This is a genomic window from Meridianimarinicoccus marinus, from assembly GCF_040689105.1.
GTDB classification, from domain to species: domain Bacteria; phylum Pseudomonadota; class Alphaproteobacteria; order Rhodobacterales; family Rhodobacteraceae; genus Meridianimarinicoccus; species Meridianimarinicoccus marinus.
The window spans coordinates 60,757-76,564 of the sequence record NZ_JBFBVU010000016.1 but is presented as its reverse complement, the minus strand read 5'-3'; the positions used below and the strand labels follow the sequence as shown (position 1 = coordinate 76,564).

14 protein-coding genes are annotated in these 15,808 nt (G+C 66.1%); 13 read left to right on the top strand and 1 reads right to left on the bottom strand.

The window, feature by feature from the left end:
• Positions 1 to 131: 131 nt before the first annotated feature.
• The 13 genes from mraZ to AB0T83_RS13160 all read left to right on the top strand — a co-directional run bounded on the left by mraZ (position 132) and on the right by AB0T83_RS13160 (position 15,564).
• Positions 132 to 635: a division/cell wall cluster transcriptional repressor MraZ gene (gene mraZ / locus AB0T83_RS13220; RefSeq protein WP_366193613.1), complete on the top strand. Its 504-nt coding sequence runs from the start codon at positions 132 to 134 to the stop codon at positions 633 to 635.
• 3 nt (positions 636 to 638) lie between these two features.
• Positions 639 to 1,625: a 16S rRNA (cytosine(1402)-N(4))-methyltransferase RsmH gene (gene rsmH / locus AB0T83_RS13215; protein WP_366193612.1), complete on the top strand. Its 987-nt coding sequence runs from the start codon at positions 639 to 641 to the stop codon at positions 1,623 to 1,625.
• A gap of 1 nt (position 1,626) precedes the next feature.
• Positions 1,627 to 1,983, top strand: a complete 357-nt coding sequence (ftsL, locus tag AB0T83_RS13210; RefSeq protein WP_366193611.1) for a cell division protein FtsL — start codon at positions 1,627 to 1,629, stop codon at positions 1,981 to 1,983.
• Positions 1,980 to 3,791 carry a peptidoglycan D,D-transpeptidase FtsI family protein gene (locus AB0T83_RS13205; RefSeq protein ID WP_366193610.1) on the top strand — a complete coding sequence of 604 codons (1,812 nt, stop codon included), beginning with the start codon at positions 1,980 to 1,982 and terminating at the stop codon, positions 3,789 to 3,791. Before ftsL ends, AB0T83_RS13205 begins: the two co-directional genes overlap by 4 nt.
• Positions 3,792 to 3,803: 12 nt before the next feature.
• Entirely contained in the window at positions 3,804 to 5,297 is a 1,494-nt protein-coding gene (locus tag AB0T83_RS13200) for a UDP-N-acetylmuramoyl-L-alanyl-D-glutamate--2,6-diaminopimelate ligase (protein WP_366193609.1), read from the top strand.
• Positions 5,294 to 6,712, top strand: a complete 1,419-nt coding sequence (locus tag AB0T83_RS13195; RefSeq protein WP_366193608.1) for a UDP-N-acetylmuramoyl-tripeptide--D-alanyl-D-alanine ligase — start codon at positions 5,294 to 5,296, stop codon at positions 6,710 to 6,712. Before AB0T83_RS13200 ends, AB0T83_RS13195 begins: the two co-directional genes overlap by 4 nt.
• Positions 6,712 to 7,797 (top strand): phospho-N-acetylmuramoyl-pentapeptide-transferase, encoded by a 1,086-nt coding sequence (mraY, locus tag AB0T83_RS13190; protein WP_366193607.1) that lies wholly within the window; start codon positions 6,712 to 6,714, stop codon positions 7,795 to 7,797. The genes AB0T83_RS13195 and mraY overlap by 1 nt, the downstream gene beginning before the upstream one ends.
• 34 nt (positions 7,798 to 7,831) lie before the next feature.
• Entirely contained in the window at positions 7,832 to 9,400 is a 1,569-nt protein-coding gene (locus AB0T83_RS13185; protein WP_366193605.1) for a phospholipase D-like domain-containing protein, read from the top strand.
• Between the two features lie 88 nt (positions 9,401 to 9,488).
• Positions 9,489 to 10,895 (top strand): UDP-N-acetylmuramoyl-L-alanine--D-glutamate ligase, encoded by a 1,407-nt coding sequence (murD, locus tag AB0T83_RS13180; protein ID WP_366193604.1) that lies wholly within the window; start codon positions 9,489 to 9,491, stop codon positions 10,893 to 10,895.
• Between the two features lie 285 nt (positions 10,896 to 11,180).
• Entirely contained in the window at positions 11,181 to 12,344 is a 1,164-nt protein-coding gene (ftsW, locus tag AB0T83_RS13175) for a putative lipid II flippase FtsW (RefSeq protein ID WP_366193603.1), read from the top strand.
• Positions 12,345 to 12,348: 4 nt separating this feature from the next.
• Entirely contained in the window at positions 12,349 to 13,449 is a 1,101-nt protein-coding gene (locus AB0T83_RS13170; RefSeq protein WP_366193602.1) for a UDP-N-acetylglucosamine--N-acetylmuramyl-(pentapeptide) pyrophosphoryl-undecaprenol N-acetylglucosamine transferase, read from the top strand.
• A 17-nt stretch (positions 13,450 to 13,466) separates the two neighbouring features.
• Positions 13,467 to 14,864: a UDP-N-acetylmuramate--L-alanine ligase gene (murC, locus tag AB0T83_RS13165; RefSeq protein ID WP_366193622.1), complete on the top strand. Its 1,398-nt coding sequence runs from the start codon at positions 13,467 to 13,469 to the stop codon at positions 14,862 to 14,864.
• 124 nt (positions 14,865 to 14,988) lie between these two features.
• Entirely contained in the window at positions 14,989 to 15,564 is a 576-nt protein-coding gene (locus AB0T83_RS13160) for a hypothetical protein (RefSeq protein WP_366193601.1), read from the top strand.
• A gap of 68 nt (positions 15,565 to 15,632) precedes the next feature.
• Here AB0T83_RS13160 and AB0T83_RS13155 read toward each other — a convergent pair whose 3' ends face one another.
• Positions 15,633 to 15,806 carry a DUF1059 domain-containing protein gene (locus AB0T83_RS13155; RefSeq protein WP_366193599.1) on the bottom strand — a complete coding sequence of 58 codons (174 nt, stop codon included), beginning with the start codon at positions 15,804 to 15,806 and terminating at the stop codon, positions 15,633 to 15,635.
• Between the last annotated feature and the right edge of the window lie 2 nt (positions 15,807 to 15,808).

Below are 15,808 nucleotides of genomic sequence, written 5' to 3'. Positions count from 1 at the left end.
ATGAGCAGTCCCCCAAAGACACGCGCGCAGGTGGGCGCCCCATCGAGGGACAGGAAAACGGCGGATTGAGCGGTGGCAGCGGCGCAATCCGCCGTTTCCACGTTCAGAACAGATGAATTGAGGCCAGGGCAGTGGCGCGACGGTTCAGAGGCGAACACACCCAGAAGGTGGACGGGAAGGGACGTGTGTCCATTCCCGCCAGCTTCAAACGTGTGATCCAGGCCAATGATCCGGACTATGAAGACGGCGGTGCCGCCACCCTGATCATCGTGTTCGGCAACGACCGCCGGAACTATCTGGAATGCTACACCATCACCGCCATGGAGAAGATCGAGGACGCCATCGAGCGGATGCCCATGGGCTCGCCCCAGCGCATGGCGATGGAGGATTTCTTCTCGGCCAAATCCGAAGAGGTGCAGGTCGATGGCACTGGCCGGCTGGTGCTGCAAAAGAAGTTGCGCGACAAGATCGGGCTGGGAGGCGAGGCGCATTTCAAGTCCGCCGTGGATCGCTTCCAGATCTGGGACAAGCCGACCTATGACGCCGAACAGGGCGCCGCCATTCAGGCCGTGTTCGACGACCTGCCCACAGACGCCGATCCGCTGACGCTTCTGGCCCCGTATCTGGAGAGCTGAGAGATGCCCTCCGATGCTGCCCGCCCCCATATCCCGGTCCTGCTGGCCCCGCTGTTGCGGGCGGTGGCGCCTGTGCAGGGGCACTGGATTGACGGCACGTTCGGGGCCGGCGGCTATACCCGTGGGTTGTTCGAGTCCGGGGCCGATCAGGTGACCGGTGTAGACCGCGATCCGCTGGCGATCGAGATGGCGGCCCCCATGCTGTCCGACTACGGCGACCGGCTGAGGCTGGTGCAGGGCACGTTTTCCGAAATGGATGCCTATGTCGATGCACCGGTCGCGGGCGTGGTGCTGGATCTGGGCGTGTCGTCGATGCAGCTTGATCTGGCCGAACGCGGCTTTTCCTTCCTGCGCGATGGTCCGCTGGACATGCGGATGAGCCAGGACGGCCCGTCGGCGGCGGATCTGGTGAACAATGCCGATGAAAGCCTGCTGGCCGACATCCTGTACCACTATGGCGAGGAGCGCGCCTCGCGCCGGATCGCGCGCGCCATCCTGCGCACCCGTTCCGAGGCGCCGTTCGCGACCACCGGGCAGTTGGCCAAGGTGGTCGAAAGCTGCCTGCCGCGTCCCAAGCCGGGGCAAAGCCATCCGGCGACCCGGTCGTTCCAAGCGCTGCGCATCGCGGTGAATGATGAGTTCGGGCAGTTGGCCGACGGGCTGGAAGCCGCTGAACGGGCGCTGGCCCCCGGTGGCGCGCTGGCCGTGGTCACCTTCCATTCGATGGAGGATCGCGTGGTCAAGCGGTTCTTCCAGGCCCGGTCCGGGCGCGGCGGGCGGGCAAACCGCTATGCCCCCGAAACCGAAACCGTCGCGGCCCAGTTCCATTTGAAAAAGGCCTCGGCCATACCCCCGGACGCCAGCGAGCTTGCGGACAATCCGCGCGCCCGTTCGGCCAAGCTGCGGGTCGGGTTTCGCACCGATGCGGCCGCCACCCCGGTGGATCGCAGCGCCCTGGGCCTGCCGAAACTGAACATGGAGGCATGGTGAGATGCGTTTGATCTTCGGTCTTCTGCTGGGCGTGTCCGTGCTGGGACTGGCCTTCTGGGCCTATCAGGAAAACTACCGCACCCGGCAGGCGCTGGCCGACAACCGGGCGTTGTCGCGCGAAATTGGGCAGTTGCAGGAACATCTGGGCGTGTTGAAGGCCGAATGGGCCTATCTGAACCGGCCCGAGCGTTTGCGCGAGTTGAGCGAGCTGAACTTCGAGCGCCTGCGGCTTCTGCCCATGGCGCCCGAGCATTTCGGGCGGCTGGACCAGGTCGCCTATCCGCCGCGCAGCGTGCCGATTGAGCCCGAGATCGCCATCGCCACGCCGGTGGCCGCCGCAACGGAGCAGCGCCCATGACCGATCTGCCGCCTGAAGGGTCTCCGCGCCAGCCGCTGCGCCCGCTGGCCCGCGTGCTGGAAGCCCGCGACAAGGGCGAAAACCCCGATCTGATCGAGCGTGAAAACCTCAACCAGCGCAACGAGCGGCTGCGCGACGGCGCCCGGCGGCAGGCCGAAGGCCGCCTGCTGGTGTTGGGGCTGGCCTTTGTTCTGGCCTTCGGCGCGGTTGGCACCCGCATGGCGGCGCTGGCGACCTCGGCCCCGGTCGAGGCGCGCAATTCGACCTATGGCAGCCAGATCACCTCGGCCCGTGCCGATATCGTGGATCGCAATGGCCGTCTGCTGGCCACCAATCTGACCACGCAGGCGCTGTACGCGCATCCGCACGACATGGTGGATATTCCCCATGCGGTGCGCGAACTGGCCAAGATCTTCCCCGACATCGACACCGAGAAGGTGCAGGCGCGGATGCAGGACGGGCGGAAATTCATGTGGATCCGCAAGACCCTGTCGCCCGAGCAGATCCAGCAGGTGCATGACATCGGCGATCCGGGCCTGCTGTTCGCCTCGCGCGACATGCGGGTCTATCCCAACGGCAAGATGGCCGCGCATGTGCTGGGCGGCGCGCGCTTCGGTGAAGAAGGGGTGGCGGCGGCCGAGATCCTTGGTGTGGCCGGGGTGGAAAAGGCGTTCGACGAGCGCCTGCGCGATCCCGCCCTGCTGGCCGAGCCGCTGCAATTGTCCATCGACACCACCATCCAGTCGGCGGTGCGCGAAGTTCTGGCCGGCGGCATGCGCCTGATGAACGCCCGGGGTGCCAGTGCGGTGGTGATGGACATTCACACCGGCGAGGTCGTCTCGATGGTGTCGCTGCCCGACTTCGATCCCAACGACCGCCCGCAGCCGCTGACCAGCGGCGATCAGGCCGACAGCCCGCTGTTCAACCGCGCGGTGCAGGGGGTCTATGAGCTGGGCTCGGTCTTCAAGATCTTCGCCGTCGCGCAGGCGCTGGAAATGGGCCAGATCTCGCCCACGACCATGATCGACACCAAGGGTCCGCTGGTCTGGGGCCGCCACAAGATCCGCGATTTCCACGACTACGGCGCGGCCCTGTCGGCCACGGATGTGATTGTGAAATCCTCCAACATCGGCACTTCGCGGATCATCCAGAACGTCGGTGCCGAGAACCAGAAAGACTTCCTGCGCCGCTTCGGATTTCTGGAGGCCACCGAGGTGGAACTGTCCGAAGCGCCTTCGGGCCGGCCCCTGCTGCCGGGGCGTTGGGGCGAGATCCAGTCGATGACGATCTCTTTTGGCCATGGCCTGTCGACCAGCCCGATGCATCTGGCCCAGGGCTATGCCGCGCTGCTGAACGGCGGCACCAGGGTCACGCCGACGCTGCTGAAACGCGACGCCCGCAGCATCGGGCCGCGCGTGGTGTCCGAGGAAACCTCGCGCCATGCCCGCGAGATGCTGCGCGCGGTGGTGGTGCGCGGCTCGGCCCGGTTTGCCGAAGTGCCGGGCTATGCGGTGGGCGGCAAGACCGGTTCTGCCGACAAGCCCAAGCCGAACGGCGGCTATTACAAGGACAAGGTTCTGGCGACGTTCGCGGGCGCCTTTCCCATGCATGACCCGCGCTATGTCTTCGTCATCACCCTCGACGAGGGCTATGAGATCGTGAACGATATCCCGCGCCGCACCGCCGGCTGGACCGCTGTTCCGGTCAGTGCCGAGGTGATCCGCCGCGTCGCGCCGCTGCTGGGATTGCGGCCCGAGATTGCGCCCGGCCCCGATGCTGGGATACGAGAGGCGCGCAACGGCGGCTGAACGAGGGTGGATATGGACGCGGATCAGGCAAAACGCAGCTTGGCAGAGCTTGGTCTGCACGCTCAGGGCGGGCTGGAAGCCCGGATCACCGGCCTGTCCATCGACAGCCGCGCGGTGCGGCCCGGCCATCTGTTCGCAGCCCTTCCCGGTGCGCGGCTGCACGGCGGCGAATTCATCGGAACGGCGCTGCGCATGGGCGCGGGCGCCATCCTGACCGACCGCGAAGGCGCGGCACTGGCCGAAGCCGCGCTGGCCGCAGCCCCCGACCGGGCATTGGTGGTGGCCGAGGATCCCCGGCAGGCGCTGGCCTATTCGGCGGCGCTGTGGTTCGGCGGCCAGCCGGAAACCTGCGTGGCGGTCACCGGCACCAATGGCAAGACCTCGGTGACCAGCTTTGCCCGCCAGATCTGGACCTGTCTGGGCCGCGAGGCCTGCAACCTGGGCACCACCGGCATCGAGGGCGCTTATGAAGCGCCGTTGCAGCACACCACACCGGACGCGCTGACCCTGCATCGCCATCTGGCCGAGATGGCCCGGCACGGGGTCACCCATCTGGCAATGGAAGCCTCCTCGCACGGGCTGGACCAGAAACGGCTGGACGGGGTGCGGCTGGCGGCAGCGGGCTTCACCAATTTCTCGCAGGATCATCTGGACTATCATCAGGATTTCGAGAGCTATTTTGCCGCCAAGGCGGGGTTGTTCGACCGGGTGTTGTCCGAGGATGGCATCATCGTCAGCAATCTGGACGATCCCAAGGGGCGGGTGGTGGCAGAGCGTGCCACCGAGCGCGGGCAAGAGGTCATCGGCATCGGCCGGCACCCCGATGCCGCGTTGCGGATCGAAGGCCAGCGGTTCGACACCACCGGTCAGGATCTGCGGTTTTCCTGGCAGGGCCGGCCCCGGATGGCGCGGCTCAACCTGATCGGCGGGTTTCAGGCCGCCAATGCACTGCTGGCCGCCGGACTGGTGATCGCCGCCGGAGAAGACCCCGACGATGTGTTCACCACGCTGGACCGGTTGCAGACGGTGCGCGGCCGGATGCAGCATGTGGCCAGCCGCGAAAACGGCGGCGCGATCTTCGTCGATTACGCCCATACGCCCGATGCCATCGCCACGGCGCTGACCGCGCTGCGGCCGCATGTGCTGGGCCGGTTGATCATCGTGTTCGGCGCCGGTGGCGACCGCGACACCGCAAAGCGCGTGCTGATGGGGCAGGCGGCCGGGCAACACGCCGATCTGTGCATCGTGACCGACGACAACCCGCGTTCGGAAGATCCGGCGGCGATTCGGGCCATGGTCCGCGAAGGCTGCCCCGAGGCTGCCGATGTGGGCGACCGGGCCGAAGCGATTCTGCGCGGCGTCGATGCGGTGGGGCCGGGCGACGCGCTGCTGATTGCCGGCAAAGGCCATGAGACCGGCCAGACCATCGGCGACGATGTATTTCCCTTTGACGATGCCGAGCAAGCCTCGGTTGCCGTGGCCGCCCTGGAAGGACGCCTGACATGACCCCATTGTGGACCGCCGCCGAAGCCGCCGAGGCCACCGGGGGCAAGGCGTTTGGCGACTGGCAGGCGACGGGGTTGTCCATCGACAGCCGCTCGATCCAGCCCGGCGATCTGTTCATTGCCCTGAAGGATCAGCGCGACGGGCACGACTTCGTGGCCGACGCGCTGGCCAAGGGGGCCGCCGCCGCGCTGGTCGCCTATCGCCCGCGCGGCGTGGCCGATGATGCACCGCTGCTGATGGTCGAGGACGTGCAGGCCGGGCTGGAGGCCTTGGGCCGTGCGGGGCGCGCGCGCACCCGGGCGCGGGTCATCGCGGTGACCGGCTCGGTCGGCAAGACCTCGACCAAGGAAATGCTGCGCGCCGCCCTGGCGCCGCTGGGCCGGGTGCATGCCGCGGAGAAAAGCTTCAACAACCATTGGGGCGTGCCACTGACGCTGGCGCGCTGCCCCGTCGACGCGGATTTCGCGGTGATCGAGATCGGCATGAACCATCCCGGCGAGATCGCGCCGCTGGCCGCGCTGGCCGCCCCCGATGTGGCGCTGGTCACCATCGTGGCAGAGGTGCATCTGGAAGCCTTCCCCGATGGGCTTCCGGCCATCGCGCATGAAAAGGCCGCGATCTTCTCGGGCCTGAAACCCGGCGGCTGGGCGGTGTTCAATGGCGATCTGGAAATCTCGGGCATCTTGTCCGAAGCGGCCCGTGCCGCCACCGACAATTGCGTGTCCTTCGGGGCGCTGGATTTCGCGGATGTCCGGCTCAGCGGTCTGGAGGTCACGGCAGACAGCACCCTGTTCACCGCCCATCTGGCCGGTGCGGGCTTCCCGGTGCGGCTGAACACGCCGGGCCGCCATTTTGCACTGAACGCGCTGGGGGCATTGGCCTGCGTCGCGGCGGCCGGTGGCGATGTGACCCGGGCCGTTGTCGGCCTGTCCCTTTGGACGCCCCCCGGCGGCCGGGGCACACGTGAGACGGTCGATCTGCCCGGCGGCGGCACCTTCGCGCTTCTGGACGATGCCTATAACGCCAATCCCACTTCGGTTGGAGCGGCGCTGGAAACCCTGGCCGCCAGCACGCCGAAAGGCGCGCGCATCGCGGTGCTGGGCGACATGCTGGAACTGGGCCCCGATGAGGCGGCCCTGCACGCCGGTCTGGCCGCGCATCCGGCCATGGAGGCGCTGGACCGTGTCCATTGCGTCGGCCCGCGCATGAAGGCCCTGCACGCGGCTCTGCCCGAGGAAAAACGGGGCCAATGGTGCAAGACGGCGCCCGAAATGGCCGGTCTTGCGCCGGATCTTGTCCACAACGGCGATATCGTGCTGGTCAAAGGCTCGTTCGGGTCGCGGGTCGGGCAGGTGGTTGACGCGCTGCGGAAGATCGGCGATGCCGCGCCGCAGAATTCCAGAAAGGCAAACTGATGCTGTATTGGCTGGCGGCCTTTTCCGATGGCGGCGACTTCTTCAACCTGTTCCGCTACATCACGTTCCGGGCGGGTGGGGCCTTTTTCACGGCGCTGATCTTTGGCTTCCTGTTCGGTCGGCCCCTGATCAACCTGCTGCGCAGGCGGCAAAGCAACGGCCAGCCGATCCGCGAGGATGGACCCGAGAGCCACAAGCTGACCAAGGCCGGCACGCCCACCATGGGCGGGGTGCTGATCCTGGGCGCGCTGCTGTTTTCAACGCTGATGTGGGCGCGGCTGGACACGCCTTTCATCTGGATGGTGCTGTTCGTGACCTATGGGTTCGGGGCCATTGGCTTTGCCGACGACTATGCAAAGGTCAGCCAGAACAACACCAAGGGCGTTTCGGGCAAGGTGCGGCTGGGGCTGGGGTTTCTCATCTCGGCCATCGCCGCGCTCTGGGCCATGTACTTTCACCCCGCCGACCTGTCCGGCGCGCTGGCCTTTCCGATCTTCAAGGATGTGCTGCTGCCGCTGGGTGTCTTGTTCGTGCCCTTCGCGATGATCGTGATCGTGGGGGCCGCCAACGCGGTGAACCTGACCGACGGGCTGGACGGGCTGGCGGTCATGCCGGTGATGATCGCGGGCTCGGCGCTGGGGATCATCGCCTATGCGGTGGGCCGTGTCGACTTCACGCAATATCTTGACGTGCATTACGTGCCCGGCACCGGCGAGTTGCTGATCTTCGTGGCGGCCCTGGTGGGCGGAGGGCTGGGCTTCCTGTGGTACAACGCGCCGCCCGCGGCGGTGTTCATGGGCGACACCGGATCGCTGGCCCTGGGCGGGGCGCTTGGCGCCATCGCGGTTGCCACCAAGCACGAGATCGTTCTGGCCATCGTCGGCGGCATCTTCGTGGTCGAGGCGCTGTCGGTCATCATCCAGGTCGCCTATTTCAAACGCACCGGGCGGCGGGTGTTCCTGATGGCACCGATCCACCACCACTTCGAAAAGAAGGGCTGGCACGAACCGCAGATCGTGATTCGGTTCTGGATCGTGTCGCTGATCCTGGCCCTGATCGGGCTGGCCACGCTGAAGATCCGCTAGACCGCCCGCGACACCCAGACCGGAGGTATCCCCCGTGAACCGCACCAACCGTATTCTGGTGGCTTGTTTCAGGATATGGCAGTTTGCGCTGGCCCCGGCGGTTCTGGCACTGGGGCTTGCCGCATGTGCGCCGGTGCCGCTGGATGCGCCGAAACCGGTCAGTCGCGCCTTGTCTCCCGATGGCTCCACCCTTCTTCAAGTCAACGCCCAGAGGGTCACGCAGGGCAACCCGGCGGGGGTGTCGTCACTGGTGACGCTTGAAGACGGCAACGTTGCGCTGGGGGCGCGCCTGCGTCTGATCGAACGGGCGCAGAAATCCATCGATTTGCAGTATTTCCTGATGAAGCCTGATCTGGGTGGCGCGCTGGTGCTGACCGCCCTGCTGGATGCAGCGGATCGCGGTGTCCGGGTGCGCTTCCTGCTGGACGATGTGTTCACCACCATGCCCGACCACGCGCTGGGGCTGCTGGACGTGCATCCCGGTATCGAGATGCGCATCTTCAACCCCTCGCCACGCCCGGGATGGAAAGCGGCGGGCTTTGTGACCGATTTTTCTCGGGTCAACCGGCGCATGCACAACAAGTCGTTTATCGCGGATGGGGCATGGGCTATCGTCGGCGGCCGCAATATTGCTGATGAATATTTCCAGATCGACACCAGTTCGGAATTCGCCGATTTCGACATGCTTGTGGTCGGCCCATCCGTGCAAGGCATATCGGCCAGTTTTGACCACTACTGGAACGACGGATGGTCGGTTCCCATGGATCAGTTGCGGCCCGAGCCAAGCCCCGACGACCTGGCCGACGCCCGTTCCGACCTGATGGCGCGTCTTGAGCCGGCCCGTGGCGTCTATGAGCACGCGATCGACGATCCTTTTTTCAGGCGTTTGCGTGCCGGTGAGATCCGGGTTTTCCAAGGCAAGGTCGAAGTGGTTGTGGACGATCCCGCCAAGCTGAAGGTGCCGGTCCCCGAAGGCCAGAAGATCCTGGCGCAGGATCTGTTGACCCGGATGAAATACGCGAAGAAACGCGTGGTTCTTCTGACGCCCTATTTCGTCCCGGAAGACTATGGCGCCCAGCTGTTTTCCGATCTGGCCGCACGCGGCGTGCGGGTGCAGATCGTGACCAACTCGCTGGGATCCACCAATCACGCCTATGTTCATGCGGGCTACAAACGCCACCGGCAAGCGCTGCTGGCAGCCGGGGTGGAACTGTATGAAATCCGCTCGGACGCGCCGCAGGCGCTGGGGCTGGTGCCCGAAGACACAGAGACCGGCGTGGTGATGCACACCAAACTGGCGGTGATCGACGATGACCAGGTGTTCGTCGGTTCGCTGAACCTCGATCCGAGGTCGATCAAGCAGAACACCGAATTCGGCATCTTCGTGCGCAGCCGCGCCTTTGCAGGCGCCCTCTGGTCGGCACTTGAGGAAGACCTGCAGTTGTTCACCTACAGGGTGGCTGCGGCTCCGGACGGGGATTTGCGGTGGCACTATGAGGCACCAAGCGCGGCGTCGGTGACGGACAGGGAACCCGGCGCAACCACCTGGAAGAATTTCGTGGTGGGCATAACGGCCCTGCTGGGGATCGAGGAGCAGCTCTGAGCCTGGGCCGGCCAGTTGGCACCGCGTCGCCCCTTGACCCCGGCCCCCGGCTGCGCTCAGGGTGCGCGCCGACAAATGGAGTGTGGCTATGATCCCGGTGCGCGGATTTGATGAACAGGTGGTGGCGGTGTTGGGGCTGGGACGGTCGGGCCTTGCTGCGGCGCGCGCCTTGCAGGCCGGTGGTGCCGCGCCGGTGGTCTGGGATGACGGCGCCGAAGGCAGGGCGCGGGCCGAGGCCGAAGGCTTCACCCTGCGCGACCTGACCCGGCCGGGTGCCTTCGAGGACGTCGCCTGCCTGGTGACGTCTCCGGGCATTCCGCATCTGTTTCCCAAGCCCAACCCGGTGATCCATGCGGCCCTTGAGGCCGGGGTGCCGGTCGACAATGACATTGGATTGTTCTTCCGCTCGTTCGCCACGCAGGATTGGGACCAGTTCGATGCTTTGCCCAAGGTGGTGACGGTGACCGGATCGAACGGCAAGTCGACCACCTCGGCGCTGATCCACCATTGCCTGACCCACACCGGCCGCAACAGCCAGTTGGCCGGCAACATCGGGCGCGGGGTGCTGGACATCGATCCGCCGGAAAACGGCGGCGTGGTGGTGCTGGAACTGAGCTCCTACCAGACCGATCTGGCCCGCGCGCTGACGCCGGATATCGCGGTGTTCACCAACCTGTCCCCGGATCATCTGGACCGCCACGGCGGCATGGGCGGCTATTTCGCCGCCAAGCGCCGGTTGTTCGCCGAAGGCGGGCCGGATCGCGCGGTGATCGGCGTGGACGAGGAACCGGGCCTGTTCCTGGCCGGGCAGATGGCCGAAGGGCCCGGCGACGACCGGGTGATCCGGGTATCGGTGGCGCGCAAACTGGCGGGACCCGGCTGGAACGTGCATGCCCGCAAGGGTTTCTTGTCCGAAACCCGCAAGGGCCGGCAATTGGCCAGCATCGACCTGCGCCCGATTTCCGGGCTGCCGGGCACGCACAACCACCAGAACGCCTGTGCGGCCTATGGCGCCCTGCGCGCCCTCGGCCTGCCGCCCCGCACCATCGAGGCCGGGTTTGCGTCCTTTGGCGGGCTGGCGCACCGAAGCCAGACCATCGCGGAGATCAACGGGGTGCGCTATGTCAACGACAGCAAGGCCACCAATGTGGACAGCGCCGCCCAGGCCCTGAAAGCGTTCAAACGCATCCGCTGGATCGCCGGCGGATTGGGCAAGGACGGCGGCATCGGCGGCCTTGGCGCCGAGTTGGGCAATGTCGAGAAAGCCTATCTGATCGGCCATTCCGCCCGCGACTTCGCATTGCAATTGCCCGACACGCCCCATGAGATCTGTGAAACGCTGGAGGTCGCCGTGGCCCGCGCCGCGGACGACGCCACGCCGGGCGACACCGTCCTTCTGGCCCCCGCCGCAGCCAGTTTCGACCAGTTCCCCGATTTCGAAAAGCGCGGCGAGGCGTTCATTGCCCTGGTCGGGACGTTGCGCTTCCCTGACTAGGCGTGCTCCCGCCGCCGTGTCGACCTGCCAGTCGAACGCCGTTGGGCCGGGCGCCGCTGTGCGGCGCAAGATGAGTATTTGACACAAGAAAAAGGGTGAGCGGACCCAGGGCTTTTTCTTGGAATAAATACTCAGTCCACCGCTGCCGCCCACGAAGGCAGTCGGCCGTCCGGGCGCTGCGCGCCTGCGGCTTTCTGTGGCGTGGCTGTGTGGATTGGTGTAGGCTCGGTGCAAAGCCCGGACACACGGGCACGGCAGAGCAGACAGTTTGGTACAGGCAAACCCATGACAGAGATGGCGCACGGGGCGATTCCGCGAAGCGCGGGAGAACCACTGATTCCGAAATGGTGGCGGACCATCGACCGGTGGTCGCTGGTCTGTGTGCTGGCCTTGTTCGGCATCGGCATGTTGCTGGGTTTGGCCGCTTCGCCCCCCCTGGCCGAGCGCAACGGGCTGTCGCCATTCTACTACGTACAGAAGCAGGCGATTTTCGGGGCCATGGCCTTCGTCGTGATGCTGTTCTGCTCGATGCTGGATCCGCGTGAGGTGCGGCGGCTGGGTGTGATCGCTTTCGTGGGCGCTTTCATTGCCCTGATCCTGCTGCCGGTGTTCGGAACCAACTTCGGCAAGGGCGCTGTGCGGTGGTATTCGCTGGGGTTTGGCTCGTTGCAGCCCTCTGAATTTCTGAAGCCCGCCTATATCATTCTGGCGGCCTGGCTCATGGCGGCGTCGCAGCAGGTGGCCGGACCGCCGGGACGGCTGATGTCGGCAGCCCTGGCGCTGGTGATCGTTCTGATCCTGGCGATGCAGCCGGACTATGGCCAGGCCTGCCTGGTGCTGTTTTCCTGGGGCGTGATGTATTTCGTCGCCGGCGCGCCCATCGTGTTGCTGATCCTCGTGGCCGGGGCCGTCGTTGCCGGCGGGCTGCTGGCCTACAACAGTTCGGAGCATTTCGCGCGCCGCATCGACGGCTATCTGTCGCCCGAGATCGATCCCACCACCCAGATCGGCTATGCAGCCAACGCCATCCGCGAAGGCGGGGTATTCGGCGTGGGCGTGGGGGAGGGGGAAGTGAAGATCTTCCTGCCTGATGCCCATACGGATTTCATCATTGCGGTTGCGGCCGAGGAATACGGGCTGGTGCTGGTTCTGGCGATCATCGTGCTTTACTGCGCCGTCACCGTGCGGTCGCTGCTGCGTCTTCTGAAGGAGCGCGACCCCTTCGTGCGCTATGCCGGCACCGGGTTGGCCTGCGTTCTGGGGATGCAGGCGATGGTCAACATGGGCGTGGCGGTGCGGCTGCTGCCCACCAAGGGCATGACCCTGCCGTTCGTGTCCTATGGCGGCTCGTCGGTGATCGCGGCGGGGATCACCGTGGGCATGTTGCTGGCCCTGACCCGGACCCGTCCGCAGGGCCGCATGGCCGACGTCTTGAGACACCGGAGTTGAGAATTTGAGCCAACCCTTGCTTGTCATTGCCGCTGGCGGCACCGGCGGCCATATGTTTCCCGCCCAGGCGCTGGCCGAGGCCATGTTGCGGCGGGGCTGGCGGGTGAAACTGTCCACCGATGAGCGCGGTGCCCGCTATGCGGGCGGCTTTCCGCATACGGTCGAGGTCGAACAGGTGACCGCGGCGACGTTTTCGCGGGGCGAGGGGCTGGAAAAGGCCCTGGTGCCGCTGCGCATCGCGCGCGGTGTCCATGCCGCCTGGCGCCAGATGAAGCGCGAAACGCCGGCGATCGTGGTGGGCTTCGGCGGCTATCCGTCGGTGCCGGCACTGGCGGCGGCCAGCCTGCTGAAACTGCCCCGGCTGATCCACGAACAGAATGGCGTTCTGGGCCGGGTGAACAGGTTCTTCGCCCCGCGTGTTGATGCCATCGCCTGCGGCACCTGGCCCACGACCCTTCCCGAGGGCGTCGAAGGCGTGCCCACCGGCAACCCGGTGCGTGCCGAGGTGCTGGAGCGCGCCGGCGCCCCCTATATCCCGCCCGGCGACTACCCCATGCATCTGCTGATCATCGGCGGCAGCCAGGGCGCGCGGATCCTGTCGAACATGGTGCCGCAGGCCATCGTTGCCTTGCCCGAGGACCTGAAGGCGCGTCTGCGCATCTCGCACCAGGCGCGGGGCGAGGATGAGGATCGCGTGCGGGCCTTCTATGACCTGCACAACCTGCAGGCCGATGTGCAGCCCTTCTTCCGCGATGTGCCGGCCCGGCTGGCGGAATCGCAACTGGTGATCTCGCGCTCGGGCGCCTCGTCGGTGGCCGATATCTCGGTGATCGGGCGGCCGTCGATCCTTGTGCCCTATGCCGCCGCCACCGGCGATCACCAGACCGCCAACGCGCGCGGGCTTGTCGATGCCGATGCGGCCATCCTGATCCCCGAAAGCCACCTGACCCCGCACATCCTGACCGAGCAAATCGCGGCGGTCCTGCAACACCCGGATGCCGCCGTGAAGATGGCCCATGGCGCTTTGGCGCAGGGCAGGCCAGATGCCACCGATCGTCTTGTGGCGCTGGTCGAGACATACGCCGACAAAGGACAGAACAGATGAAGCATTGGGAAACCCGCATGAACGCCGCCACGAAACTGCCGCTGGAACTTGGAGCCATCCATTTTGTCGGGATCGGTGGAATCGGCATGTCGGGCATTGCCGAGGTGCTTTTGAACCATGGCTACCAGGTGCAGGGATCGGATCTGAAGGCCTCGAAGATCACCGAGCGGCTGGCCAAGCTGGGCGCGCGGATCTTCGTCGGTCAGACCGCCGAAAACCTGGCCGAAGCGGAGGTCGTCGTGATCTCCTCGGCAATCAAACCGGGCAACCCGGAACTGGACGAAGCCCGCCGCCGCGGCCTGCCCGTGGTGCGCCGCGCCGAGATGCTGGCCGAACTGATGCGGCTGAAGTCCAACATCGCCGTCGCCGGAACCCACGGCAAGACCACCACCACCACCATGGTGGCGACCCTGCTGGACGCGGGCGGCATCGATCCGACGGTCATCAATGGCGGCATCATCCACGCCTATGGCTCGAACGCGCGGATGGGGCAGGGCGAATGGATGGTGGTCGAGGCGGACGAGAGCGACGGCACCTTCAACCGCCTTCCGGCCACCATTGCCATCGTCACCAACATCGACCCCGAGCACATGGAGCATTGGGGCGATTTCGACACGCTGCGCGACGGCTTCCATGAATTCGTCTCGCGCATCCCCTTCTATGGCCTCGCGGTCTGCTGCACCGACCATGCCGAGGTTCAGACGCTGGTGGGCCGCATCACCGACCGCCGGGTGCGCACCTTTGGCTTCAACGCGCAGGCCGATGTGCGGGCCGTGAACCTGCGGTACGAGGGCGGCGTGGCCCATTTCGACATTCGGCTGCAGTTCGAGGATTCGGTGATCGAGGGCTGCACCCTGCCGATGCCCGGCGATCACAACGTCTCGAACGCGCTGGCGGCCGTGGCCGTGGCCCGCCACCTGGGTATGAAGCGCGCGGAAATCCGGCAGGCGCTGGCCAACTTCAAGGGCGTCAACCGGCGCTTTACCAAGGTCGGCGAGGTGAACGGAATCACCATCATCGACGACTATGGCCATCACCCGGTGGAGATCGCCGCTGTGCTGAAGGCCGCGCGGCAAGCCACCGAGGGCCGGATCATCGCCGTGCACCAGCCGCATCGCTATTCGCGCCTGCATTCGTTGTTCGAAGACTTCTGCACCTGTTTCAACGAGGCCGACGTGGTCGGCATCGCCGAGGTTTTCGGGGCTGGCGAAGACCCTATCGAGGGCGCCACCCGCGAAGGTCTGGTGCAGGGGCTGATCGCCCACGGCCATCGCCATGCCCGTGCTGTCACTTGCGAGGATGACCTTGTGCGTCTCGTGCGCGAACAGGCGCGCCCCGGCGACATGGTGGTGTGCCTTGGCGCCGGGACGATCAGTGCCTGGGCCAATGCCCTGCCCGAACGGCTGACCGACTGACACTTCCCCCATGTGACAATGTGCAAATCCGGCAATCGCGGTTGCCGGATGCACTCTGGTCATAGGAAATATCCGCACCAGATTGTAGGCTGATCGCCGAAGACCCGTGTCGCGAGGGGGCATGGTGCGAAGATCTGTTCGAAATCTTGTAGCCCTGTGGGCAACTGCGGTCGTCCTGGGCGCAACTACGGCGCAGGCGGACCCGGGCCGCGACTTCGTCGCGCTCAGCCTCGGGCGCATGACCGACAACGCATGGGAAACCCCGCTGTCCGCGCCCGGCAACATCGACTGGCGCGACAGCTATGGCGTGGCGCTTGCTGCCGGGCGCGAATGGCCGCTGTTCAATTGGGGATATATCGGCGTCGAGGCCAACCTGCTGGCGCATTGGGGCGAGCAGGACAATTGGGAACTGGCCGCCCCCGTCTACCTGCGCAGCCTGCAGCCCGAGTCCTGGCTTCTGCCCGGTCTGGCCTACGGTCTGGGCCTGTCTTATGCCTCGGACGTGCCCAGCGTCGAAGTGGATCGCAAGGGCGAGTCGCAGCAATGGCTGGCCTATTGGTTTATTGAACTGGAGTTCGGTCGCCCAAGCGACACAGTGCGCCCTTTCTTGCGCCTGCACCACCGGTCCGACGCGTTCGGCACGTTCGAGGCCGACACTGGCTCCAACATGGTGTTTCTGGGGCTGCGCCATGCCTTTTGACTGGCCCCGGCCGTGACGTCGTTTGCCGGGCCGGGCATCTATGACCGGAATGGGCCCGCCGCGAGGCGTCAGGGGTCCTGAATGAGGGATTTCACCTTTTCGACCAATTCGGGTGTCGGCTCAATCCCATGGGCTTCCTTGGCGTGGGCCGCGGCTTTCTGAAGGATCTCGTCCTCGGTTGCGCCGCGTGCCTCGAAATCGCATCCCGGCATCAGGTCGCCGCATTTCAGAACTTTTGTCATGA